The organism is Halobacillus sp. 12SKB, from assembly GCF_052941655.1.
Window position 1 is genome coordinate 3,756,944 of sequence record NZ_JBRFWR010000001.1, and the last position, 22,041, is coordinate 3,778,984.

Below are 22,041 nucleotides of genomic sequence, written 5' to 3' on the forward strand. Positions count from 1 at the left end.
ATTTCACATGTGTTAAAAGTGAATGACATTCTCCCTACACTTTTTATCTCTATGCTCGAACAGGCGAAATGACATGAACCTGTTCATCACTTCCTGTACTACGAAGGATCAGTGGGCTCATTGACCCGTTATAAAAAAGCTGGATCTCCTCTCCTTTTGTAGCTTTTAATGCTTCTAACAAAAAAACGCTGTCGATATAAACATCCATGCCCCCCTCCCCTGAAGCTTTAATTAAAGGAATGTTTTCCTCAATCATGCCCACTTGTGGGGAAAAGGAAGAAATGTTCAGTGTCTTCTCGTTTGTAAGACGGAGTTTAATTTGGTGGTTCCTACTATCTTTCGCAAACAAACCAGCTCTGTCCACACTGTACATCATACGACTCTTCTCTATGACCAGTTCCACCTTAGAAGATTTGGATAAGAGTGCTGCCATATCCGGAAATGCTCCGTCTAGCAACTTTGAAATCAATGTCACTTCGCTCGATTTCACTTTGAATAGTTCATTAGTCATGGATATCATCAAAGGTCCCTGCGTATGCTTAAAAAGCTTCATCAGTTCTCTCAGTGTTTTCATAGGCACCGTACAGGAATAATTATTCTTCTTCCCTTTCGTTAGTCTTTTCTTCACAAAAGTCAATCGATGAGAGTCTGTGGCCACAGCTAGTACATGCCCCTCTGAAAATTCGAAATGAACTCCCGTTAACACAGGGCGACTTCCTTCTTTTGCTACAGCGAAGATGGTTTGGCGCACAAGCTCCACAAAATCCTTACTATTCATTGTGATCGCGTCATCCGATTCAACATCCGGGATGACGGGATACTCTTCAGCTGAGAGGACGGATACAGAAGTTGTCACTTCACCGGATTGAATCAACAATCGGCTTCCATTCTTCCTCATGTGAATAGGACCAGGCATTTTCTTGACTAAATTCTCAAGAAAAACTGCCGGTAATACACAGTCACCTGATTCAATACATTCGAAATCACCTTCTTGGACAGGTATGACTCTCTTAATCATGATTTCTCCATCACTTCCAACCAGGACAAGCTCCCTTTCCCTTACCTCCATCTTTATTCCACTCAGTACAGGAAGCAGTGAATTTTTCCCAATAACAGAAGCTGTTTCAGAGACAGCTCCCTCCAATGTACCCTTATGTATTCGCAATTCCATGGAAAGAACCCCTTTCCTTTCTACCCTTCACATTCGACACGAACGTACGTTTGTCCTTCTTTTATAAAAAAAGAACTCCCTATGTTCATAGACAGCTCTTTTCAGGATTCAACCCTTACCCGACAATCGGTGTGACACGTTTATTCTTTACATCTTCAATGACCTGCTGATGATCTTGAAATATGTAATCAGGAAGATCATCAAGACCAAAGAAACGATTGCTCAGGGATTCTTCATTCTCCTTCACTAAATCCCCTTCATAGGAACGACAAATAAAACATATTTCTACAATCGCGGCCTGGTCTCCATTTCCAAAGACTTTATGTTTTTGAGGCCCAGAGTAGATACCGAATAGTTCCATCTCGTTCAAAATCAAGCCTGTTTCTTCCAAAACTTCCCGCCGCGCTGTATCCTGAACAGACTCATCCAGTTCCATAAAACCGCCAGGCACCCCCCAGCTACCCGAATCCGTTCGCAATTGCAGCAATAATTGGTTCTTATCGTTAAATACAAGCGCTCCTGCTACGACCATCAGCACCTTCTCATGGCCGACCATGGAGCGTAAATGACGAATATAATCCATAGCTTTCACCCTTTTATGAAGATTCTCTTAACCCGCTTTTCCGCACATCGACTTTCTGCATTCGTCCGGCTACACGATACTCATTCGTATTTAAGCGGAAGTAATGACGAGCACCTGTATAAGTGGTATACCAAAGGTTATTAATGATCACCATTTCTTTTGTTTTTTTATCCTTCTGAATCGGATGGAAAGAAGACCCGAACCGTTCATCTTTCCGTTCAATGACTCCAAGCCTGCCTTCTTCATCTAACCACATCGCTAAAATACTATGCATCTTTTCCGCCCCCTTATTTAAATTTGATCGACTGTTCACCGACCAAGTTCATCAACTGTGATGGTTCCTATGTTTATAAGAACCACTTCAAGGGGATGAACCTCAGAAACCTGATCAGAAAAAATCCACCGTCTGCCTGGTTCAACGAGAAGGAGATAACGATCACTTCCATCATCTCCCATAATTTAAGATATGCCCTGTTTATCGGATCGTTGTCTCTGGATGTTAAGCCCGTCGCCGCCATTCTTCACCGGCTTTTTCAACATTATTTGTAAAAAGGCCTGCTTTCTTTTTCTATATACCAAGAATAGCGTTTATTTACAAAATTCACCTCAGGTACTGGAATGATTTCGTCTACGACTTCAGATGGATATAACCCTCTACCTACAGGATTATCCAGGAGCTTTAAAACCCTAAATATTTCCAATTCATGAAACGTTATACCCTCTATATCCGTAAGTATAGAAGAAAGGAAGGGATACCCATGAATTTTCCATCAAAAAAAGATGTCTTTCACACGATCACCATCTGGGGCATCGTCCTGTTTATTGTTTTCATCTATGCCTTTGGAGGGGAGCCCATCGGTTTTCAACTCATTTCTTACCGTGACCCATTAGGTTATGTATTAGGAGGCCTGACTATTGGTGTTTTAGTATGGATCTGGTTCCATACCGGATACAAAGTGAGAAATCAGTATCTTTACATCCACTCCGGACCATTACGAAAACGCATTAAAATCATGGACATCACAAAAATAAAACCAACGAAAAGTCCGATGTCTTCGCCAGCACTGTCTTTAGATAAACTGGAAATCTTCCATGGAAATAATAAATCCACGTTGATTTCTCCTCAGGATGAACAAAGGTTTGTGATGGCCATATCAGAAGAGAACCCTCAATTAGAACTCGATCCGGCCTTGAAAAAATGAAGTCACACTATTCTCTTTCACTTGGATAAGATCCGTCCCGTAATGTTGACTTAGTGGAGAGCAAAAGCTTTCTCGTGATAAACCAGTGAAGGCAAGGGCGCTACCTTTCCCATGGACCGACCGCTTCCTGGAATATTGGTATTGCTGGACGATTGAGCTGTTCATGACTGCACACGTGGGATGCTTCCCAACCATAGGTCTTCCAGCTTCGTATATGTATTCGGACTACATTCTTCATAAACTCTGACCCGGTCCACTTCAAACGCTTGGAAAGGACGAAACTCCTTATCCGCAGCTTCAGCCATATCGATCAGATCTTGTTTTGCCAAACCATAAGTCGTTTTTGCTAGCGTCAAATGAGGGACGAAATGTTCCCACTCAAAATAATCATCCACCTGCTTTGAAGTAGGGTGTGTGATCTGAACCATTTGTTTATGAAAGTCATAGATTTTTTCCGAACACACACTCAAATAAAGCACGTCTTCTCCAAAAAAAGCGGGTACACCTATTTGGACACGAAAGGGATTGGTTCTCCGGCACATTGCTCTCACTTGGTCCAACCATTTCCGATCAGGGGTCAGACCCCCTTGGGCCTTTAACGTGATATGAGGTTCGACAACTACTGTGATCGTATTTCCGCTCCACTTTTTTTGAAAGTGGATGACCTTCTCTTTGAAATCTTCCGGTGGTACCCATCCAATAAAATGCTGCACCTTTCTCTCTCCCTACTCAGGTATGTATTGATATCTAGTCACAAACGATGATCCCATCAACCCTGTGGTAAACAGACTTAAACCTCCCAGTAGATTCAATGAATGATTTTCAAATGGAGAGATAAATGAACTAAAAACCACTAAAGGAACAACAGTGACCATGACAACCAAAAAACGATCGATGAAATAAACCTTTGTCTGCAGCTGCAATTTTCACAAGAAGCCTTAGAAAAGAAAAGGTTCACTGCCAAAATCTGTGCTAAGCGAAAAGGCTGCCCACAACATTCGCATTGCGTCACCACTCCCGCCTCCCTTTCTTCATTACGATGAAGTGACCCCGGAAGTTTCATGAATTGGAAAAAAATATGAGGAAATCCGTGACTTTACTCATCCGCATTCAACCACCAAACCTGCTTTCTTCAACCGTCATTCCTATCCTACTCTCAAATCACCTGAGCTCGTCTCAGCCGATAGTTGGTACTCGCCATCAGCTTTTGTGCCCCGCACTTCATTGTCCTTTTTCACTTCATAGTCAAGACCCGTCCAGTTAATCTCTGCTTCTCCCGAATTCGATATGTAAACGAGTTGACAAGAGGCCGGTTCTTCTTCATAGAAAAAGCGGATATCCCCGCTGGACGTTGAAGCTTTCACATCACCAAGCATTCTCGCTGCCTGGATACGGATCTCCCCAGATGAGGAACCGAACACGCCTGTCCCATAATTAAACTTCTCCCCAAACAATTCCCCGCTGCTTGTATGAATGTCTGACTTCCCGCTTTGCACCCTTTTCAGTAAAACATCGCCGCTGGACGTTTGGATCTGTAAATTCTCTTGAACCACATCTGCCATTGTCACATCACCCGAGCTTGCGGTAAGGGTGGAATGATGGACTGCCAAGCCTTCGATATCGATGTCAGCCGAGGATGTTTCTATCATTAAAGCCCCTATGGTTTCCGCTGGAACTTCTATTAGAAGTTTCATATCTTTCCGCATTTGAATGCCGAACCGCGTTTTTTCTTCCGTCACCTTTACGATCAAATTCTCCCCTTGCTGATCATGAAAAAGGGTGAAGTGCTCCTTATCTTTTTCATAAACGGTACCAGATAAAGTGACTTTCCACTCCTCACGGTCCACTTTCACAACTTCTACATCCACAGACGTCGATTCTACCTGAAGATTCTTGATTTCATCTGTAAACTTCTCCTGAATATGTAGATGATAAGTCTTTCCTCCATTCGATCTCTGGTAGAGAAGCGCTACACCAATGATCGCTATGATTAACACCAACATTAATTCCATAATAAATTTCTCCTTTAGACATGTCTGATTGAGTACCTAACCTGAAAAATTCGACAAAACTTTCCAATTTCCTCCCACCTGCAAGAAAAATCCCTGGTCCATTAAGACCAGGGATTCAACATTTACCATTCTGTTTTCATCTGTTCGCACAACGTCTTCTAACGCATGGACAGACGCTTTTTAACTCTCATCATTCGAACACGGTTATATCTTTGGACGATAATAAAAGGAAGGTTGAACAAGATGGCATAGGCGACCATAATCCAGCCGGCCCACGGTGGGTTGAATAAGAAGAAAAAAGGAGCCGCGAGCATTTGGACCCAGTGGGAGAGCTCCGAGCGATTCGTCTGCTTTTCAAAACGCTCCCATTGGGACGTACTCCGCAAATGAGCCGCTGACTTTTCCCTCCGAAACCACTTTCGCGCTTCAGGGAGCCGGTCTTTCCACTTTTTCACGCCCAGACGTTCATAAACCTTCCCCTGTAATTCCCACCTTTTCACATGATATAATCCAGCGAAGGCATTCACAAAAGCATCCGGGACAACAGAGACGAGACTGCTCACGCCAAGGTGGATGCACAGCCATGCGACTACATTGACGACCATTAAGAAGAACTCCTTTTCTTATCAACAATCGAGCGGCCTTTCCATGTCGTTTCCTTTATGAAAAAGGTTTTCCACAAGGAATAAGCAAAAACGGACACGAAAAAGAAAAAGTGCAGCGGGAATAAAAGCACATCAAACCACCTGAAATTACCGATCTCCTTCCAAGTCCTGAACAAAACAAACACTAGAGTTACATATCCAATAAAGCCCCACCACTCAAGGGAAGTAAGGTTTAACAAAAAAGATATAACGGCGGTAAGCCACACGACATTCGCAAGCGTCATGATGGGAGACGCTGTTTTTGCCCCTGACGAAAAGCTTTTAGCCCAGCCCTCAATCACTTGTTTCAGGTCAGAGTCATACATGCGCATATTCAATACACCACGACCGCTATAGGCTTTCGTTTTTAACCCTTCAGAAGCTGCTATTCTGGTAAATGCCAGGTGTTCGACGATCTCTCCCCGGATGGCCTCATGACCTCCAAGCTTCCAATAAGTATCAACGCCGATCACAAGACACGGGCCGAAACCGCCCTGGGTTCCGATTTTATCCTTACATACAGTAGTTAAACCGGAGGAGGCCATAACGACAAGGTGAAATACTCCGGAGAACTTTTCCCAGAACGAGCGCATCTCATGATAAGGATGAACGGACATGACCGTTTCTTCACCGTCAAAAGCTTTCACCAAACGCTCTGCCCCTCCATCTGAAAACCATGTATCCGCATCAAGGAAAATGAGCGTTTTACCTTTTGCTGCTTTCGCCCCGTTATAGCACGCCCATGACTTGCCCATCCAACCGGGAGGTAAGGGCGGATTGTCTACCACTTTCACGCCAAAACTCTCAGCAGCATCCCGCGTCCCATCTTCTGAATCATCGTCGACGACAATGATTTCCCGTTGTGGATCCTCAGACACTAAAGTCGGCAGCAGACGTCTCAAGTTTTCCGCTTCATTCCGAGCTGGAATGATCAATGTGTACATCTCTGTATTCTTACGTTTTCCTCTAGGAAACGATAATTTGTGCCAAAAAAGGAGCAGGGTTGATAAAACTGCCAGGATCATCACCCACATTCCGGCCACCTCCCTATGTACTTCCATTGTCACCTCAGGAACTCTTGATTATACAAGGACAAGAGCGGGTACAATGGTTATTAAAAAAAGAGGGTTCAATGATGCTTAAATTATGGATGGCACGATTACTGCGACTTTTCCCCAATCAGGCAGAAAGAAACCTGATGGTCCCGTTTCGATATGTACATAAGAAAGTAGACCTGGTCGTCGATACCGGGGTGAAACCGACATCCATCAGCTTGTATTATCCGGCTGCACCTGATGGAAAGCGATTCCCCGTTTATATGAACATGCACGGAGGCGCCTTCATTATGAATGAAAAGAGAATGGACGATCCGTACTGCCGTTTCCTTGCGAATGAAACAGGAAGCGTGGTCGTCAATGTCGACTATGCAAAAGCGCCTGAATATCCTTTTCCAAAACCTGTGGAGCAGTGCTACGAGATTTACCAATGGCTCAAGGCCCATGCAGAAGAACTTCAGCTTGATGCCGATCAAATGATGGTCGGCGGGCAAAGTTCAGGTGGGAACATGGCCGCTGCCCTTTGTCTTCTGTTAAAAGAACGCTCCGAAAGACAGCCGCTTCTGCAAGTGCTGGCCTATCCGATGCTCGACTTCGTCACTCCGCACAGCGATAAGCCCGAACCGGATAAATGGCGGGCGAAGTATCCAGAGGCTGCTCATTTCCTCAACTATTGTTACGTCCCGGAAAAAAATCAAGCGGAACACCCGCTCGCTTCCCCTGTGAAAGCTGAAAAGGTGGAGGGCCTGGCTCAAGCGCTATTCATCATACCCGAATACGATGCTTTTACTATGGAAGGAAAAGCCTACGCGGAAAAGTTGAAACAAGCGGAGGTTGATGTAGACGTCAACATTTTTGAAGGCTGCTGCCACGCGTTCACCCATCAGGGACCGCGGGATCAAGCAGAAGAAGCCTGGCGTATCATCTCAAAAACGATGCGTCAGGTCACAGAATCGTAACAAAACCAGACCGATTATCCTTTGCCACCCCCTGCTTTTTGACTTATAATGACGATTAGTGTCGTATAGAGTTTTATAAAAGCAGGTGATCCATTGTTAGAATATAAAGTGTTAGGCTCCGACCCTTCCAAGGAGTATGTGATCTTCCTCCATGGAATCGGTGGAAGCGTCAACATCTTTTTTCCACAAATGAAAGCTTTTCGAAAATCTTTCAATATCATAGTCGTCAATCTGCCCGGTCACAAAAATTCACCAAGCGTGTCCAGTTACAAAGAGAAATTTTCCTTTGAAACCGTGACCGACGAAGTACTCGGAGTCCTTGATGACGTGGGTGTGGAAAAGGCCCATTTTGTAGGAATTTCCTTAGGTTCCGTCGTCATTCAACATGTCCTGTCCACCTCCCCACACCGAGTCCAAACAGCTGTCTTAGGCGGAGCGATCACACGGATCAATCTTTTGGCAAAGTTTCTTCTTATGCTGGGGACCATGCTTAAAAATGTTACCCCGCACTTGTATCTGTATTCGTTGTGCGCACGCATTTTGATGCCGAGGAAGAACCATACAGAGTCCAGAAATGCCTTTATCCATGAGGCCTCCCAAATGAAAAGGGAAGATTTCCTAGGCTGGTATAACATCGTCTACTCGGTTCCAGACACGTTTACACACGTGAATGAGAACGCTGCGTCCGTCCCAAAATTGTACATCACAGGGGAAGGCGACCACATGTTTAGAGATGATGTGATGAAAGATACAAGGCACATGCCGAACACCTCTTTCCTCCTTTTATCTGAAAGCGGGCATGTCGTGAACCTAGATAAAACCGAGTCGTTCAACAAACTGGCCATTTCGTTCATTCAGTCGGAAGGTCAGATGGATTTGACGGACGTAACGGAAGAAGTCATAAACTCCCATCACTAAAAAAGCGCCGGCATCAAGCCCGGCGCTTTACTTTTATTTGGATTCTAAATGCTTCATCCATCGAATCGAACAGCCCAATATAAAACGATCCTAGGAAGGATGAACTTCGTCATCCATTCCACAATTGTCATATCAGGGTGAACACAATCACGCCCCGCTCTTTTCAGTCGGCATCATCTCTAAATGAAAGTCTTAAGCATTTATTATGTCATCACTCTTTATTATGTAAGACTCTAAACAAAGATCATCGTGAGGTTCTTACGTAGATGATGCAGCAAACCTTCAGACGTTAAAATCCTCCTTCCTATGCTTGATTCCACGTAACAAATAGAGGTATATCTAAGTCACCCCTGGTAGTGAAAGATTTTTAATAGCCCCCTACCTTCTCGTATAATTCATTCACGAAAAAATGCCAGGAAGTGTTATTGACTTACCATAACAATGAATCTACAAAACAAACAGACCCTGGATGGTAAAGCGGGCATCAACGTGAACCTAGGCCATAGGTATTCAAACATTTACTAGGAAGTTCAGTTACTTCAGGCATGGAAAGGATATTTCATACAACCCATTCATATACTCCCTATATGAATGGGGGGGTAATCCATGATTTTTATCATTTTCTTTCTTGCAGCCATCCTTGTGGTGACTGCTGCTATTTACCTTAATCAACTCGGTGACGTCATTAGTAAAAAAAGTTCCATGAGCGGGGCTGTGGTAGGTACCTTCTTAATTGCCGGCGCGACTTCCTTGCCTGAATTGACGACCAGTGTCACTGCCGTTTATATAGACAACCCTGATATTGCGGTAGGAAATATGCTTGGTAGTAACGTATTCAACTTATTAATTCTTGCCTCTATGGATTTGTTTTATCGAAAGCAACGTTTCTTTCAAAGAATCAATCCTAACGCTAACCTGCCCTCTGCATGGACAGGCCTTGCTTTTCTAATTATCCTTTCCCTATCTCTTCTGTTTCCTGTACCTATACAATTGTTTAATATAGGAATGGAAATGTATATCATTGTCCTGATTTATATATTTTCAATGAAGTTCCTTACCAGTAATGATGATGATGATGATGTTGAACACACCCTTCCACCTAAGGATATTCCTCTTTCAACTGCGATTACGGGTTTTATATTAGCCGTAGTGGCGGTTTTTATATCCGGAAGCATCCTTTCCATTGCGGGAGACAAAATGGCGGAAGTAACAGGAATGAATGCTAGTTTTGTAGGCAGTTTTTTAATTGCAGCCTCCACCTCTTTACCTGAATTAGTAAGCGTCCTAGCTGCATTTAAATTAGCGAACTATAATATGGCGATAGGTTCCATACTGGGAAGTAACTTATATAATATAAAGTTACTGGTATTCACTGATTTGATGTATCAAAAAGGACCGATATTAAAATCAATCCAAGGGACCCACCTATATTTGGCTTTACTTGGAATCACTATGACTCTGTTCTTTATTTATACACTGATGAGGACAAAGCAAATGAACCGTTCGTGGAGTTCATGGAATTATATCATGCCATCTTTAGTAGTGATTACTCTATATTTTGTGATTTCTTATCGGATCTTTTTCCTGTAGAACCGTATCTACCTCTCAATCTATATGTTCTTCACATTCAAGAAGGAAGCCTCCAATACACATGACAAAATGTAAAATATAATTGATATTCCGTTCTGTTGTGTACGGCCATATGTAAAGCCTTAAATAAAAATTTAGATGATTTATTCTGGGGGGAATGATCTATGAGTGCTGAAAAGTTAGTGAAGGAAACTAAATCGACCATTGGTGTATCATTATTTGTCAGCTTGGCCCTTTTGACTTCATTCTTCTCGGCTACAAATCTCTCATGCGTCTCAGGTACGTCTATCACCCCAGAGGACACATTCTCATCGATCGGATGGTGGATAACGCTAGGTGTCCTGCTTTTCTCTTTATTCGCTCCATTCATTTTCCGTCATATGATGAAAGAAACCTGACAAAAACCTTTGCGGTGAAAGGCTTCGTCTCCCCAAAAAATCACCACACATTCTATTGGATCTGAAAAAGGGAACCTCATTGAAAGAAGAGGTTCCCTTTTTCATTTATACAGAGTTCTACAAAACAGACCTTCAAATCCATCCCTTTTTCGGTCAATAATCCCCATCGCTTATTTGGTGAAGGGGGAGTCACTAATCGTTCAGATCACCCCACCTCTTCTATAATGCCGCCCTATCATTCCTATGAATATAGGATGTTATTTATTTACAATGACCTACATAAAATAGCTTATCTGTATTTATAGGGGGGCTTCTATGCATAATGTTTTACTGTTCTGCGACCCAGGGATTGATGACTCACTAGCCATCATGTACGCACTCCTAAATCCAAAAACCAATGTAGTTGGAATCGTTTCAGGTTATGGCAACGTGCCCCAAAAACAAGCCACTCAAAATGTATCCTACCTTTTAAAACTGGCGGGAAGAGAAGATATTCCGATTATCGGGGGAGCCAAAAGTCCTCTCAGTGGTGAAGTAGCCGTCTATTATCCAGAAATCCACGGGGAAGAAGGACTAGGGCCCATACGTCCTCCGGATACCGTTGAAGGGGATGTAGTAAATTTCGATGAGATCTTTAAAATCATCGATTCCTACGCAGACAATCTGGTCATCCTGGATGTAGGAAGGTCCACATCTCTTGCAATTGCATTTTTATTAGGGGGCAGAGAGAATTTAAGCAAAGTAAAAGCCATTTATTGTATGGGTGGGGCCTTTTTAGTACCAGGAAACGTAACCCCTGTGGCAGAAGCTAACTTTCATGGGGACGGGATCGCTGCCAACCTCGTTTTAAACAAATTAAATAATATCTATATCACTCCATTGAACGTTACGAACCACGCCATTATTACACCCGAAACCATTCAAAGAATCACCTCTCAATCTTTCAATGCGTTCACCCATCTGATCAAACCGATTTTTGACTACTACACCGCTGCCTATAAAAAATTGGACCCGAGCCTTTCGGGGAGTCCGCTACACGATGTATTTACTGTCTTTGCCTTAGTCAATCCTGAACAAGTCCGATACATCGAACGTCAGGCTTCTGTATCCATTAACTTTGACAATACAAAAGGGGAAAGTATAGCCGACTTCAGGGCGAATTCCAGCGAACAACCGACTGAAAATAGAGATCATATCGCCATATCGTTCAATTACGAGGCATTTGTAAAGGATTTTGTTAATGTGATGACTACTCGATATATATAAAATTGTTGTAAATTTTTGAGTGATACAGCCCTCAGAAATCCTTGGAAAATTACCATCTCCCTATGACTGCTTATACATAGGGACGAGACCCCCGCGCATATCTTCATAAAAAGTGCAAAAAAGGAGAGGCGAAATGATCATTCATGTTGTTGAAGCTGGCGACTCTCTATGGAAAATCGCCCAACGGTACGGGGCCGATATCAATCAGATCATCCTTCTGAACCAGTTGAACAATCCAAACGTGGCCGTGATCGGGCAGGCCCTTGTCATACCTGAGCCTAATAGAGAGTACGTCGTCCAACCTGGAGACAGTCTTTGGAACATTGCCAACCGCTACGGGGTCCGTGTTCAAGACCTGGCCGAGAAGAATAATATTGTGAACCCAGCGCTCATTTTTGTTGGTCAAATGCTCCTCCTTCCTTTTACGAACTATACGATCCAGGCAGGCGACAGCCTTTGGAAAGTCGCCAACCAGTTCGGCGTATCGGTTTCGGAGATTGCTGAAGCGAATGGCATTGAGAACCCAGCGGTCATTTCTGTCGGTATGACGCTTGCTATCCCGTCCCCTCTTCGTCCTGTGAAGGAAATCAACGCCTACATTACGCGGACGAATGCGGAAGGAGCAAGGGAAGTGAACACGCTTGGCAGCCATTTCACCTATCTCTCCCCTTTTACACGCACCATTCAGACAGATGGAAGCCTGACAGATCTGGATGACGCAGCGGTTTTACAGGCGTCCGCAGCTCAAAACATTTCGCCATTGCTGGTGGTCACCAATTTTGTCGGAGGCAGCTTTGATTCGGATCTTGCGGCTACTTTTTTACGAAACCCAGGCATTCAAGATACCTTCATTGATAACCTATTAGAGCAGATGCGTTCCAAAGGATACTCTGGTGTAAACTTCGACTTCGAATATGTGTATCCTGAAGATAAAGAAAACTACAACGCGTTTCTAAGAAAAGTCGTCAGCCGCTTGCGTCCCGAAGGTTTCAGTGTTTCCACCGCCCTTGCACCTAAAGTACGCGCAGATCAGCAGGGACTGCTTTATGAAGCCCATGATTATGAAGCTCAAGGGGAAATTGTTGATTTCGTTGTGCTCATGACGTATGAATGGGGATGGTCAGGAGGAAGGCCATGGGCGATCGCGCCGATTAACAAAGTCCGTGAAGTGCTCGATTACGCCGTGACGGTCATTCCGCGCAATAAAATCCTGATGGGAATGCCTTTGTATGGACGCGAATGGGAAATCCCATGGGTGCAGGGCACTTATGCTCGAACGGTCAACCCTCAGGAAGCAATCCAACTAGCAGCAACATACGGGGTCCCTATTCAGTACAATGAAGAATATCAATCTCCCTTTTTCCGATATACCGATGCAGATGGTCAGCAGCATGAAGTCTGGTTTGAAGACGCAAGAAGTGTGCAGGCCAAATATGATACGATCGAAGATTACGGCCTTAGAGGAGGTAGCTACTGGGTTCTAGGCAGCCCTTTCCCTCAAAATTGGCCGGTTCTTCAGAGCCAATTCAAAGTGAAGAAAATGTAAGGGACCCTCTCTTCTGGAGGCCCTTTTTTTATTCTAGTATTTTTAATTTGAATCCACCCGCTTCGACTTTTCTCTTTCTTCCCTCTACTTCTACAATATAGATGAACGGCTGATCCGTGGGATGGATCTCTCCCACTTTTTGATTTCTCTCTTTGAAAAAGGAGCGGATTTCCCGTTCATCCTCAGGGTCTATTTTTGAGGATTTCCCAACTTCCTTTTCATATGTAAAGTCTTTCTCTAAATCTTCATTCTTTCTACTGTGGTCATAAATGCCCTGCAGCAAATGGATGATTTCTGCAAAACCTAAGAACAGCACCCCCGTGATGAAGCCGCTGATCAAAACAGTCAGCCCATGGCCTCCTGTCCCGAACCTTTGGTTGAGAATAATAGCAAAGAATACTAGCACCCCAAGGCCCATGATTCCAAACGCACAATAGGTCAAAAGCTTGGCGATTCTATTGGATCTCTTCAATGGTCTTTCCCTCCCTTGTCCTTGCATCTCTCCACATCCCACCTTGTGCAGCATCAATCAGGTTTTCTTGATTCATTTCTTTCCTTCCGTGGAAGCACACCCCTTAATGAACAAACATAGTAGAAACAAAAAATCCTAGCGGAATAGTCAACCACAACGTAAAGTTGGTCAGCGCAATATCCATATACGCGACGTCTTCCCATTCTTTCCTTGAAAAATAACGCCATACAAGATAAGCCCCCACTCCCCATATAGGAAGAAGCAGAAAAAAATCCGGTTCCCCAATGACTTCATCCGTCCGCCCCACTACCAACGGTCCGCTTGCAAAATGATAAGCAAGCCATAATGCAGACAATCCGCTCCCCATGATGTTTCCAATAACAAGGAAAAGCTTCAAAACCAACACTCCTGTTTATTAAACTTTTTCAATCTAAAAGTCTATTCCCCTCCCTGTTCTTCATCTAACAGTAATGGAGCGTAACCCTTTATTAAAAGCACGACTATGGATTTATAACTTATGTAAGAGTCTTTCACTCTCATGGACTAATTCAATATAATGAGAACCTATCCTGAACGCTGCACAAGCATACAAAGATATGAATACACCAATCATGACCGGTTTCCATTTTTCAGGGACTTTTACCATCCCTTCCAGTGTTACCTTCCATAATCCAGATAAGCACGCCAACACGACCGAATACACGAGCACTAAAAAAAGCAGAACAACTGCAGCAAACGTCTGCTTACATTCACTTTCTAAAATAAAAAGATCGACCTCTTCTTTTAGGGTGAGACCGTGATTGGGAAACTCAGCGACGATATTACCTCTTCAATTGCAGCTCTCTACCATGCGCTCATCCTCATTAAATAAAACCCCAAGAGGAACCGCATAATCTTCAATTGAAAGATACCTATGAAGCCCTAAGATCACAGGCATCACAAAAAAAGGGGAGAATCGTAACCAGTTTTTTCACACGCCCCCCCCTTTACTCTTTCTTATCTAAAAGCAGTTCTTTGATCTCTTTGAGATGTTCAATTTCTTCATCTTGTCGATCTGTTATACGCTTCGTCATTTTTTCCAACGTCTTCGTAATCGACCATAAGGAAAGAATGATGATGATACTTATGAAAACAGCCACTTGTTCCCCCTCCTTTTCACTTTTTATATGGTGCAGGATGTTATAGGTTCCGTAGAAAAAAGGACCTATTTCCCTTTCAGTGATTATAGTAAAATGTTGACCCTATTAAAAACCAGGAGGATCTTACATACGAAGGTGATTTGGATTATGACAAACTCCCTGTTACCTATTCAGTAAACACAGCAGCCACTTGGAATGGGAAAGAAGCTGCTTGGAGTGGAACGAAGCAGCTCTCCGGCAGACAATTATATCTGGTACCGAAATGTAATGACTGTCGCATCGTAGTCCATAGTAAAATGACGGTTATGCTGAATTGGGAAGGTGAATAGGAAAAACTACTGTTGAGCAAATAAAACGTCTAGAGAGTATATTCCCTAGACGTTTCTTAGGTTTCTACAAATTGAGAATTCCCAGCATCTCTTTATTGCCTGGCCCTTATCTTTTCCTGCTGTTTCCTAACATTCTCTTTATGATAAGGGGAATTCAAATCCTCATCTACCACACTGAACGCATTTTGATCCGGGTCAAAGAAATCAAAATACTTCATATCACCGAACTCATGAATTTCTGTGGTCTCGACTCCAGAGTCATTCAATCTTTTGTGAGCGGCCTCTATATCGGCTACGACAAAATTGAAATAGACATTCTTTTGGTTCTTTTCTATAATGAATTCCGTAGGCTGTGGATTAGAGACTTCAATGAGCCCAAGCTGGGCGGAACCATGCGGAAAGAAAAAACCAGCGCCTCCTTCCCAACCATCAATTTCACGCACATCCAGGTGTTCTTCATACCATTTTTTCGCTTTCTCAAGATTCGTCACAGGGACGAATACACTTCCAACTTGAAACATCCAAACCCCTCCTATTTTTCATTCAACCCTGTAACGTTTTTGAAAGACAAAAAGTTACAAAAGGGAGAAACTTTTTATGAAAATACATAAAGATCTAATTACCAGGTTATATCGATACTGCCTTACGCTTACGAGTGACCCTCATCTGGCGGAAGACCTCGTTCAAGAAACCATTCTAAAACTCTATCAAAAACAAAAGGACGGCTATTGTGCGGATCATTCTTTTTCTTATGTAAAAACAACCGCCAGGCATTTATGGATTGATGAGAAAAGAAAGGAAAAGCCATCCTTTCCTTTTGATGAACTTATTCACCACCCACAGGGAGATTTTATGGAGTATGACAGCCTTATCGAACTCCTGGTAGCGGTTTTACCTCTCAAACAAGCCATGCTTTTAACTTTAAAAGATGTCTTCCACTATTCATCAAAAGAAATCTCCACCATGCTCCGGATGAGTGATGCTTCAGTGAAGACAACTCTCCACCGTACAAGGAAACAATTGACTCGTATAGATCCATTAAAAACCGAAAACCGTGCGACTGGTTCAGCAGTCCAAAAGTTCGCACATGCATTGAAAATACAACATCCGGAGAAGATTTTTTATTACTACCGTTTATTGGAGTCAGCCAATTATCAGATGAAGAGCGACCAAAAAAACTTCTATGTCGTAGATCCATCGGGAAACCTTTTAGAGATTACCAGATCCTGAATCCTGCTGACAGAACAGATGAGGGTCAATTTTCTCTCTCTGCGTGTTCTTTAGATGCTGCCACCTCATATTATTAAATGATCAGTCTTATCTTTCTTTAGGGAGAACCCGGCGGCGTGTCAGGAATAAAAAGATGAGCAGGGAAATCACCAATCCGCTCATGACCAAAACCCCTATGTTTTCATTGAACGTCTCCATGACTGTATGCGCCTTAGGTTCTGGGATGTGCTCTTTTCGCTCTTCTACATAACTTAAGTGCTCGACCGTATTTCCGCCCGCTGCAGACTCCCATCCGTATTCCCCTTTTTCCAACCAGATTTCAATTTGGTCACCCTCATAAATATCCATTTTACTTCCACCTGCCGTAGCGATCCATGAAGGAACGTAGGTGTAATAAATTTCTATAGTATGCTCCTGATTGTGAGAATCGGGTATCTTCCTATACTCCTGAACACTCAGCTGCATTTTTCTTAACTGCCTGGGAGAGTCCTCAGTAGATAAGTCTTTTACGAGTACATCACTTTCTACACTTCCGATGACATGTAAAGGCGCATTCCTCTTTATCTCTTGGACTTCTTCAGGATCCATAGCACCAAAAGCTGTACCAGGCAACAATAAAAAAAACATCATGCAAAGGAATAGGAGTGAATAAAAGGACCGGATTTTCAAAAGTCTCCCACCCTCCCATCAAAAACTTTTGAATCCATTATCCCACTTTCTTTATTTTCTGTAAATTTAACCCACAACCATTAATGTATAAGGGAGTTGTAAAACTAATAGAGAACATATAAAATCCATATATAACTTGATATCCTCACCTGAAGGAGCATCTTTATGTTCAATAACCTAAAAACCAAATTCAACAAATACTTTGACCGTTTAACTCCTTTTCAGGTGATTGTATTGTTCTACGCTACGGCAGTCATCGTTTCCACCATACTCGTAAGCCTTCCATTTTTACATAAGGAAGGTGTCCATTTAAGCTTTATTGACGCTCTCTTTACTGCTGTAAGCGCCGTGAGCGTAACCGGGTTAACTGTCGTATCGACGCTGGATACGTTTAATACCGCCGGATATTTTGTTCTCATGTTTATTCTCCAATTCGGCGGGATCGGCGTCATGACGCTGGGAACGTTCATCTGGCTGATGCTCGGTAAAAAGATCGGCTTGAAAAGGAGACAACTTATTAAAACCGACCAAAACCGCTCTACGTTCGCGGGAATGGTCAATCTGATCAAGCAGATCCTATTGATTATTCTTTTGATTGAACTGGTTGGTGCCATCATTTTAAGTGTTTACTTTACTCAATACTTCCCGACTGCAGGAGAAGCCATTGTACAAGGAATGTTTGCATCGGTCAGTGCCACGACCAATGCAGGGTTTGATATTACCGGCGTATCCCTTGTCCTATTCGAGAATGATTATTTTGTGCAGTTTATCAACATGCTCTTATTAACACTCGGAGCCATAGGGTTTCCGGTGCTCATTGAAATCAAAGATTATCTGACACATAAACAAAAGAATGTCATCCACTTTTCCCTTTTTGCAAAATTGACGTCTGTTACGTTCGGAGTCCTCGTAATTGTTGGGACAGTGCTGATCTATCTTCTGGACAGAAAACACTTTTTCGCAGATAAGTCCTGGCACGAGGCTTTCTTTTTCTCCCTTTTCCAATCCGTCACTACACGGAATGGAGGGCTTGCGACCATGGATGTCGCTGAATTCAGTGTACCGACCTTACTCGTGATCTGCATTCTCATGTTCATCGGTGCGTCACCAAGTAGTGTCGGAGGAGGAATTCGCACAACGACATTCGCAATCAGTGTGTTAACCGTTATCGCCTATGCCCGGGGGAAAAGTCATGTGCGTGTATTCAGGCGTGAAATCGATCCGGATGATATCTTCCGTTCGTTTATCGTCATCAATACAGCCATTGCCATTACAGGCATAGCGGTTATTCTATTGAACTATTTCGAGCCGCAGTTTTCTTTGATGCAGATCTTATTTGAAGCATGTTCCGCATTTGGTACAACCGGACTATCGATGGGAATCACGCCTGATTTGCATACAGCCGGGAAAACCATCATCATTACCCTCATGTTTATCGGAAGGATCGGCATTTTCTCCTTCTTGTTCATCATTCGAGGGAAAGGCATCAAAGACAAATACCATTATCCGAAAGAACCGATGATTATCGGCTAACAGGAGGAAACCACCCATGAAGAAAACATTTGCTGTTGTAGGACTCGGCCGTTTCGGCGGGAGCATTTGCAGGGAACTCAGCCGTGAAGGCATGGAAGTCCTTGCTCTGGACCTTGATGAAAACAAAGTCAATGAATATCGAGAGATCGTTTCCCACGCCGTCATGGCGGATTCCACCGATGAACTCGTTCTCAAAGAGTTGGGGTTCCGGAATATCGATCACGTCATCGTAGCGATCGGAGACAACATCCAGGCAAGCATGCTGACGACGTTAATTTTAAAAGAGATGGGCATACGGATGATCACCGTCAAAGCCCAGAACGATTATCACGAGAAAATACTGAACAAAATCGGGGCCGACCAAGTCGTCCACCCGGAAAGAGATATGGGAAAACGTATCGCTCACCATATCATCTCAGATAACATCCTCGATTATATTGAACTATCCGATGACCACAGTGTTGTCGAGGTGAAAGCAGGAAGGAAGATGAGCGGCAAGACGTTGATCGATTTAGATATCCGCGCTCAGTACGGGTGTAACATCGTAGCGATCAAACGTGGAAAAGATGTCATCGTTTCCCCGATGGCCACCGAACAAGTGAATGCCAGCGATATTCTCATTGTTATTGGAGCGGATAAGGACGTCAACCGCTTCGAAAAAAACCTTGTCGTCGAGGATTAAAAAAGCAGCAGCTGTCAGACAGCTGCTGCTTTTTTTCAGGATTTGAATATGGCCTGATTGACACGAGTGACTACTCCGTAAACCAGCCGGAACATCAACGGAAACATAACGAAACCCATGATGAAACTGAGCCAAAATTCTCCTTCACCGGTTAGTATGGCAGCAGTGAACAAAAAGATTGAAGCAATTATGTACAGACTAACGGCTATCCAATAGTACACAGTCATAACCTTTGATTCCTTGTAAGGGGCACCAAACAAAAACTGGACGATACTTTTCATTAAACATGACCTCCGTGATTACAAACCAAACGTTTCTCGAATCCTTTCTGCAACAACATAAGGTTCAAGTTCTGAATTATTGATCTTGAGGTAGTTCTTCTCTTTTATTTCACCATCTTTTGTATTCATGCGCAAATGGTCCATGGAAGCAATCATCCTCTCTTCCGATGCTTCCACATCTCTTTTGGAAGGTTTATGCTCCAGTCTGTTCGGCGTACGGTTTCTCTTGACCCGTTCTTCCATGTCCGCCTGCAGTTCCACGAAATAAACGTCTCCTCCTTCACCTTCGAAGATATCAATGATCGTTTCAACAAAATCCCAATCTTCCTGCTTATTGAAAGCCCATATAAATGTAAAAATCATGCCGTATTGATCACTCTTCGCATAAGTACGGAAGATTTCTTCTCTGAACGATTGAGATAATCTCCACATCTCATCACCAAAACCAAAAAACGGCTGCAGCAGTTCAATGGTCATGTGATTGTGAAAGAGCTTCAGCCCCGTTAATTTCTCTAACTCCTGCCCAACGGTCATTTTTCCGACAGCTTGAGGTCCAAATAATAAAACAAGTTTAATTCCGATCACCTCTCTTCTTTTTAATCGTCATCATAAATGCCCTTCTTTCGTAAGTCCGTTACTTATCACTCCACTTGAAAAAGCGGGAAGCTAGCACAATGGATACGACCGCAATTCCTAGTAAAATCCCGACTTCGAGACCGAATTCAGAGATTGGAGCCTCATTCCAAGTGCCACGCAGCAACTGAATGACATAATACAACGGCAAAATTTTTGCTACATACTGAAGAATGGTCGGCATCATCTCAAGCGGAAACGTAGCTCCAGAGAGAAAAAGCATCAAGTTTAAAAAAAGCGAACTGATGGCCGCTGCCGACTGCGTGTTTTTAGCCAAAGATGTGACGAACAGGGCAAACGGGAAAAAGGCGAGAATGCTGATGAATAGAGCCAAAAGCGTACTTCCGATATACACAGGAGGCTGAAGGTCGTACATAACCATCCCGAAAACCATAAGCAATAGGGCAGAAATGATGAAAATCACTGTTCCCTGGATCGTATGGGCGGCGAGAATTTTCCACGGTTGAAGCGGGGTTGATTGATACCTGCGGAGAACCCCTGTTTCTCTATAGCTTGCGAGTACGGTACCTAATGTAAAGAACGAAGTGGTCACAATATTGACACCGATCCATGACGGGATGAAGACTTCAGCAAAGGTAAAAGGACCAGCCATGCCGCCACTGAACATCGAGCCGAACAACCAGATCATCACAACAGGAAATAGGAACGTCCAGAAAACACTGAGACGATCACGGAAGAACATTTTCGTTTCCAAGTTTGCGAGCTTTACTACAGTATTCATCCTGTTTTCTCCTTTTCTAAATATTGAACGAACAAGTCATCAAGAGAACCTCGATCAAATTTGAAGTTCTTCAGTTTAATATTTTCATCATGGCAGTAGGAGAAAATTTGGTAGGCGGTATGTTGGAGATCCTCACTGAACACTTTAAAGTTCCCCTCTTCTTTTTCCACACGCACCACATCACCTAGCGTCAACAGGTACTCATAAGACATCTGTTCACTTTCAAAAGCGAGGTAATGGGTCGCGACATCATCCAGAAGAGCATCAGGGTTGTTCAATGCTTTTAGCTCCCCACTATAAATCATCGCAACACGATCACAAAGCTTTTCCGCTTCCTCCATATAATGGGTGGTCACAACAATTGTGCTTCCATTCTCCCTTAAAGTGCGAATCATCCCCCACATTTCACGCCGTGCATGAGGATCAAGGCCCATGCTCGGTTCATCCAGAAACAACAGTTCAGGCTGGTGCAACGTCGCGAGAGCAAGGGTGACCCGCTGTTTCCAACCACCAGAAAGGTCTTCAAAGTGGACGTTGAGTTTCTCACCGAGGCCGAGCATATCAATCAGTTGATCCTTTTGGGTGTTCCCTTTGTAAAAGCTTGAGAACAAATCCAGCGCTTCTTTCACCTTCATCTTCTTCTGGATGGAGGTCGCCTGGAACTGGACACCAATCCTCCGATTCAATTCACGCAGCTGTTTCTCAGGATTCAGCCCGAGCACCTCCACTTCTCCTGATGTTGGTTTCTGAATCCCTTCCAACATCTCAAGTGTCGTCGTCTTGCCAGCTCCATTAGGCCCGATGATCCCGAAGATTTCCCCTTTACTTACCGTAAACGAAAGGTCTTTAACCGCATCTGTTGTTCCAAACGACTTGGATAAGTTTTCGACCTGGATGACGTGTTCGATGTTGACCGCTCCCATCTATTAAGTTTATATATGTATCTACGCGTAGGTGGCACTAAAGTTTCACAAAAGTTAGTAAAGT

28 protein-coding genes are annotated in these 22,041 nt (G+C 43.4%); 11 read left to right on the plus strand and 17 right to left on the minus strand.

Going from position 1 to position 22,041, the window contains the following annotated elements:
- Positions 1-49: 49 nt before the first annotated feature.
- The 4 genes from dnaN to ACQ4XT_RS18830 all read right to left on the minus strand — a co-directional run bounded on the left by dnaN (position 50) and on the right by ACQ4XT_RS18830 (position 2,210).
- Positions 50-1,171 carry a DNA polymerase III subunit beta gene (gene dnaN, locus ACQ4XT_RS18815; RefSeq protein ID WP_446855033.1) on the minus strand — a complete coding sequence of 374 codons (1,122 nt, stop codon included), beginning with the start codon at positions 1,169-1,171 and terminating at the stop codon, positions 50-52.
- A 115-nt stretch (positions 1,172-1,286) separates the two neighbouring features.
- A complete protein-coding gene (locus tag ACQ4XT_RS18820; protein ID WP_446855035.1) occupies positions 1,287-1,754 on the minus strand; it encodes an NUDIX hydrolase in 468 nt (155 codons plus the stop codon).
- Positions 1,755-1,767: 13 nt separating this feature from the next.
- Entirely contained in the window at positions 1,768-2,028 is a 261-nt protein-coding gene (locus ACQ4XT_RS18825) for a hypothetical protein (protein ID WP_446855036.1), read from the minus strand.
- Between the two features lie 35 nt (positions 2,029-2,063).
- The gene (locus tag ACQ4XT_RS18830) at positions 2,064-2,210 is read right to left on the minus strand and encodes a hypothetical protein (protein WP_446855038.1); all 147 of its coding nucleotides are present in this window, start codon (positions 2,208-2,210) and stop codon (positions 2,064-2,066) included.
- A gap of 302 nt (positions 2,211-2,512) precedes the next feature.
- On the opposite strand from ACQ4XT_RS18830, the gene ACQ4XT_RS18835 reads away from it, so the two are divergent.
- Positions 2,513-2,956, plus strand: a complete 444-nt coding sequence (locus ACQ4XT_RS18835) for a PH domain-containing protein (protein ID WP_446855040.1) — start codon at positions 2,513-2,515, stop codon at positions 2,954-2,956.
- Between the two features lie 161 nt (positions 2,957-3,117).
- Here ACQ4XT_RS18835 and ACQ4XT_RS18840 read toward each other — a convergent pair whose 3' ends face one another.
- From ACQ4XT_RS18840 to ACQ4XT_RS18855, 4 genes are all read right to left on the minus strand, one after another.
- On the minus strand, positions 3,118-3,669 hold the full coding sequence (locus ACQ4XT_RS18840) for a 2'-5' RNA ligase family protein (RefSeq protein ID WP_446855042.1): 552 nt from the start codon (positions 3,667-3,669) through the stop codon (positions 3,118-3,120).
- Between the two features lie 432 nt (positions 3,670-4,101).
- Positions 4,102-4,968, minus strand: coding sequence for a DUF4097 family beta strand repeat-containing protein (locus tag ACQ4XT_RS18845; protein ID WP_446855043.1), 867 nt, complete (start codon positions 4,966-4,968; stop codon positions 4,102-4,104).
- Between the two features lie 158 nt (positions 4,969-5,126).
- Positions 5,127-5,573: a glycosyl-4,4'-diaponeurosporenoate acyltransferase CrtO family protein gene (locus ACQ4XT_RS18850; RefSeq protein WP_446855044.1), complete on the minus strand. Its 447-nt coding sequence runs from the start codon at positions 5,571-5,573 to the stop codon at positions 5,127-5,129.
- The gene (locus tag ACQ4XT_RS18855) at positions 5,573-6,646 is read right to left on the minus strand and encodes a glycosyltransferase family 2 protein (RefSeq protein ID WP_446855046.1); all 1,074 of its coding nucleotides are present in this window, start codon (positions 6,644-6,646) and stop codon (positions 5,573-5,575) included. The genes ACQ4XT_RS18850 and ACQ4XT_RS18855 overlap by 1 nt, the downstream gene beginning before the upstream one ends.
- A 101-nt stretch (positions 6,647-6,747) precedes the next feature.
- Between ACQ4XT_RS18855 and ACQ4XT_RS18860 the strand changes: the two genes are divergently transcribed.
- From ACQ4XT_RS18860 to ACQ4XT_RS18885, 6 genes are all read left to right on the plus strand, one after another.
- The gene (locus ACQ4XT_RS18860) at positions 6,748-7,626 is read left to right on the plus strand and encodes an alpha/beta hydrolase (RefSeq protein ID WP_446855048.1); all 879 of its coding nucleotides are present in this window, start codon (positions 6,748-6,750) and stop codon (positions 7,624-7,626) included.
- A 93-nt stretch (positions 7,627-7,719) separates the two neighbouring features.
- Complete coding sequence (locus ACQ4XT_RS18865) at positions 7,720-8,544, plus strand: alpha/beta fold hydrolase (protein ID WP_446855050.1); 825 nt, start codon at positions 7,720-7,722, stop codon at positions 8,542-8,544.
- 606 nt (positions 8,545-9,150) lie between these two features.
- Entirely contained in the window at positions 9,151-10,134 is a 984-nt protein-coding gene (locus ACQ4XT_RS18870) for a sodium:calcium antiporter (RefSeq protein WP_446855051.1), read from the plus strand.
- A gap of 164 nt (positions 10,135-10,298) precedes the next feature.
- The gene (locus ACQ4XT_RS18875) at positions 10,299-10,532 is read left to right on the plus strand and encodes a hypothetical protein (RefSeq protein ID WP_446855054.1); all 234 of its coding nucleotides are present in this window, start codon (positions 10,299-10,301) and stop codon (positions 10,530-10,532) included.
- Between the two features lie 315 nt (positions 10,533-10,847).
- A complete protein-coding gene (locus ACQ4XT_RS18880) occupies positions 10,848-11,798 on the plus strand; it encodes a nucleoside hydrolase (RefSeq protein WP_446855056.1) in 951 nt (316 codons plus the stop codon).
- A 133-nt stretch (positions 11,799-11,931) separates the two neighbouring features.
- A complete protein-coding gene (locus ACQ4XT_RS18885) occupies positions 11,932-13,344 on the plus strand; it encodes a glycoside hydrolase family 18 protein (protein WP_446855058.1) in 1,413 nt (470 codons plus the stop codon).
- Between the two features lie 28 nt (positions 13,345-13,372).
- On the opposite strand, the gene ACQ4XT_RS18890 is transcribed toward ACQ4XT_RS18885, so the two are convergent.
- The 3 genes from ACQ4XT_RS18890 to ACQ4XT_RS18900 form a co-directional block, all read right to left on the minus strand.
- Positions 13,373-13,816 carry a hypothetical protein gene (locus ACQ4XT_RS18890; RefSeq protein ID WP_446855060.1) on the minus strand — a complete coding sequence of 148 codons (444 nt, stop codon included), beginning with the start codon at positions 13,814-13,816 and terminating at the stop codon, positions 13,373-13,375.
- Positions 13,817-13,919: 103 nt separating this feature from the next.
- The gene (locus ACQ4XT_RS18895; RefSeq protein WP_446855061.1) at positions 13,920-14,213 is read right to left on the minus strand and encodes a hypothetical protein; all 294 of its coding nucleotides are present in this window, start codon (positions 14,211-14,213) and stop codon (positions 13,920-13,922) included.
- Between the two features lie 589 nt (positions 14,214-14,802).
- A complete protein-coding gene (locus tag ACQ4XT_RS18900) occupies positions 14,803-14,955 on the minus strand; it encodes a hypothetical protein (protein ID WP_446855063.1) in 153 nt (50 codons plus the stop codon).
- Positions 14,956-15,095: 140 nt separating this feature from the next.
- Between ACQ4XT_RS18900 and ACQ4XT_RS18905 the strand changes: the two genes are divergently transcribed.
- Positions 15,096-15,284, plus strand: a complete 189-nt coding sequence (locus ACQ4XT_RS18905; RefSeq protein WP_446855064.1) for a hypothetical protein — start codon at positions 15,096-15,098, stop codon at positions 15,282-15,284.
- 92 nt (positions 15,285-15,376) lie between these two features.
- Here ACQ4XT_RS18905 and ACQ4XT_RS18910 read toward each other — a convergent pair whose 3' ends face one another.
- Positions 15,377-15,805 (minus strand): VOC family protein, encoded by a 429-nt coding sequence (locus tag ACQ4XT_RS18910; protein WP_446855066.1) that lies wholly within the window; start codon positions 15,803-15,805, stop codon positions 15,377-15,379.
- Positions 15,806-15,881: 76 nt separating this feature from the next.
- On the opposite strand from ACQ4XT_RS18910, the gene ACQ4XT_RS18915 reads away from it, so the two are divergent.
- A complete protein-coding gene (locus ACQ4XT_RS18915; RefSeq protein WP_446855068.1) occupies positions 15,882-16,514 on the plus strand; it encodes an RNA polymerase sigma factor in 633 nt (210 codons plus the stop codon).
- An 87-nt stretch (positions 16,515-16,601) separates the two neighbouring features.
- Here the strand turns inward: ACQ4XT_RS18915 and ACQ4XT_RS18920 are convergent, their stop codons facing one another.
- Positions 16,602-17,144 carry a hypothetical protein gene (locus ACQ4XT_RS18920; protein ID WP_446855071.1) on the minus strand — a complete coding sequence of 181 codons (543 nt, stop codon included), beginning with the start codon at positions 17,142-17,144 and terminating at the stop codon, positions 16,602-16,604.
- 204 nt (positions 17,145-17,348) lie between these two features.
- On the opposite strand from ACQ4XT_RS18920, the gene ACQ4XT_RS18925 reads away from it, so the two are divergent.
- Positions 17,349-18,716, plus strand: coding sequence for a TrkH family potassium uptake protein (locus ACQ4XT_RS18925; protein WP_446855073.1), 1,368 nt, complete (start codon positions 17,349-17,351; stop codon positions 18,714-18,716).
- 16 nt (positions 18,717-18,732) lie between these two features.
- Positions 18,733-19,398: a potassium channel family protein gene (locus tag ACQ4XT_RS18930; protein ID WP_146813820.1), complete on the plus strand. Its 666-nt coding sequence runs from the start codon at positions 18,733-18,735 to the stop codon at positions 19,396-19,398.
- A 35-nt stretch (positions 19,399-19,433) separates the two neighbouring features.
- On the opposite strand, the gene ACQ4XT_RS18935 is transcribed toward ACQ4XT_RS18930, so the two are convergent.
- From ACQ4XT_RS18935 to ACQ4XT_RS18950, 4 genes are read right to left on the minus strand one after another with little or no spacing between them, the layout of a single operon-like run.
- A complete protein-coding gene (locus ACQ4XT_RS18935) occupies positions 19,434-19,679 on the minus strand; it encodes a hypothetical protein (protein ID WP_446855075.1) in 246 nt (81 codons plus the stop codon).
- A gap of 18 nt (positions 19,680-19,697) precedes the next feature.
- Entirely contained in the window at positions 19,698-20,255 is a 558-nt protein-coding gene (locus ACQ4XT_RS18940) for an ATP-binding protein (RefSeq protein ID WP_446855743.1), read from the minus strand.
- A gap of 58 nt (positions 20,256-20,313) precedes the next feature.
- The gene (locus ACQ4XT_RS18945) at positions 20,314-21,054 is read right to left on the minus strand and encodes an ABC transporter permease (RefSeq protein ID WP_446855076.1); all 741 of its coding nucleotides are present in this window, start codon (positions 21,052-21,054) and stop codon (positions 20,314-20,316) included.
- A complete protein-coding gene (locus tag ACQ4XT_RS18950; RefSeq protein ID WP_446855745.1) occupies positions 21,051-21,962 on the minus strand; it encodes an ABC transporter ATP-binding protein in 912 nt (303 codons plus the stop codon). Before ACQ4XT_RS18950 ends, ACQ4XT_RS18945 begins: the two co-directional genes overlap by 4 nt.
- Positions 21,963-22,041: the final 79 nt, after the last annotated feature.

Excerpts from the sequence above, each read along its gene's own strand:
- ACQ4XT_RS18920 (WP_446855071.1), bottom strand. The coding sequence starts at position 17,144 with ATGATGTTTTTTTTATTGTTGCCTGGTACAGCTTTTGGTGCTATGGAT.
- ACQ4XT_RS18880 (WP_446855056.1), top strand. The coding sequence starts at position 10,848 with ATGCATAATGTTTTACTGTTCTGCGACCCAGGGATTGATGACTCACTA.
- ACQ4XT_RS18915 (WP_446855068.1), top strand. The coding sequence starts at position 15,882 with ATGAAAATACATAAAGATCTAATTACCAGGTTATATCGATACTGCCTT.
- ACQ4XT_RS18925 (WP_446855073.1), top strand. The coding sequence starts at position 17,349 with ATGTTCAATAACCTAAAAACCAAATTCAACAAATACTTTGACCGTTTA.
- ACQ4XT_RS18930 (WP_146813820.1), top strand. The coding sequence starts at position 18,733 with ATGAAGAAAACATTTGCTGTTGTAGGACTCGGCCGTTTCGGCGGGAGC.
- ACQ4XT_RS18935 (WP_446855075.1), bottom strand. The coding sequence starts at position 19,679 with ATGAAAAGTATCGTCCAGTTTTTGTTTGGTGCCCCTTACAAGGAATCA.
- ACQ4XT_RS18860 (WP_446855048.1), top strand. The coding sequence starts at position 6,748 with ATGCTTAAATTATGGATGGCACGATTACTGCGACTTTTCCCCAATCAG.
- ACQ4XT_RS18855 (WP_446855046.1), bottom strand. The coding sequence starts at position 6,646 with ATGTGGGTGATGATCCTGGCAGTTTTATCAACCCTGCTCCTTTTTTGG.
- dnaN (WP_446855033.1), bottom strand. The coding sequence starts at position 1,171 with ATGGAATTGCGAATACATAAGGGTACATTGGAGGGAGCTGTCTCTGAA.
- ACQ4XT_RS18820 (WP_446855035.1), bottom strand. The coding sequence starts at position 1,754 with ATGGATTATATTCGTCATTTACGCTCCATGGTCGGCCATGAGAAGGTG.
- ACQ4XT_RS18825 (WP_446855036.1), bottom strand. The coding sequence starts at position 2,028 with ATGCATAGTATTTTAGCGATGTGGTTAGATGAAGAAGGCAGGCTTGGA.
- ACQ4XT_RS18875 (WP_446855054.1), top strand. The coding sequence starts at position 10,299 with ATGAGTGCTGAAAAGTTAGTGAAGGAAACTAAATCGACCATTGGTGTA.
- ACQ4XT_RS18910 (WP_446855066.1), bottom strand. The coding sequence starts at position 15,805 with ATGTTTCAAGTTGGAAGTGTATTCGTCCCTGTGACGAATCTTGAGAAA.
- ACQ4XT_RS18870 (WP_446855051.1), top strand. The coding sequence starts at position 9,151 with ATGATTTTTATCATTTTCTTTCTTGCAGCCATCCTTGTGGTGACTGCT.
- ACQ4XT_RS18885 (WP_446855058.1), top strand. The coding sequence starts at position 11,932 with ATGATCATTCATGTTGTTGAAGCTGGCGACTCTCTATGGAAAATCGCC.
- ACQ4XT_RS18835 (WP_446855040.1), top strand. The coding sequence starts at position 2,513 with ATGAATTTTCCATCAAAAAAAGATGTCTTTCACACGATCACCATCTGG.
- ACQ4XT_RS18850 (WP_446855044.1), bottom strand. The coding sequence starts at position 5,573 with ATGGTCGTCAATGTAGTCGCATGGCTGTGCATCCACCTTGGCGTGAGC.
- ACQ4XT_RS18845 (WP_446855043.1), bottom strand. The coding sequence starts at position 4,968 with ATGGAATTAATGTTGGTGTTAATCATAGCGATCATTGGTGTAGCGCTT.
- ACQ4XT_RS18830 (WP_446855038.1), bottom strand. The coding sequence starts at position 2,210 with ATGGGAGATGATGGAAGTGATCGTTATCTCCTTCTCGTTGAACCAGGC.
- ACQ4XT_RS18945 (WP_446855076.1), bottom strand. The coding sequence starts at position 21,054 with ATGAATACTGTAGTAAAGCTCGCAAACTTGGAAACGAAAATGTTCTTC.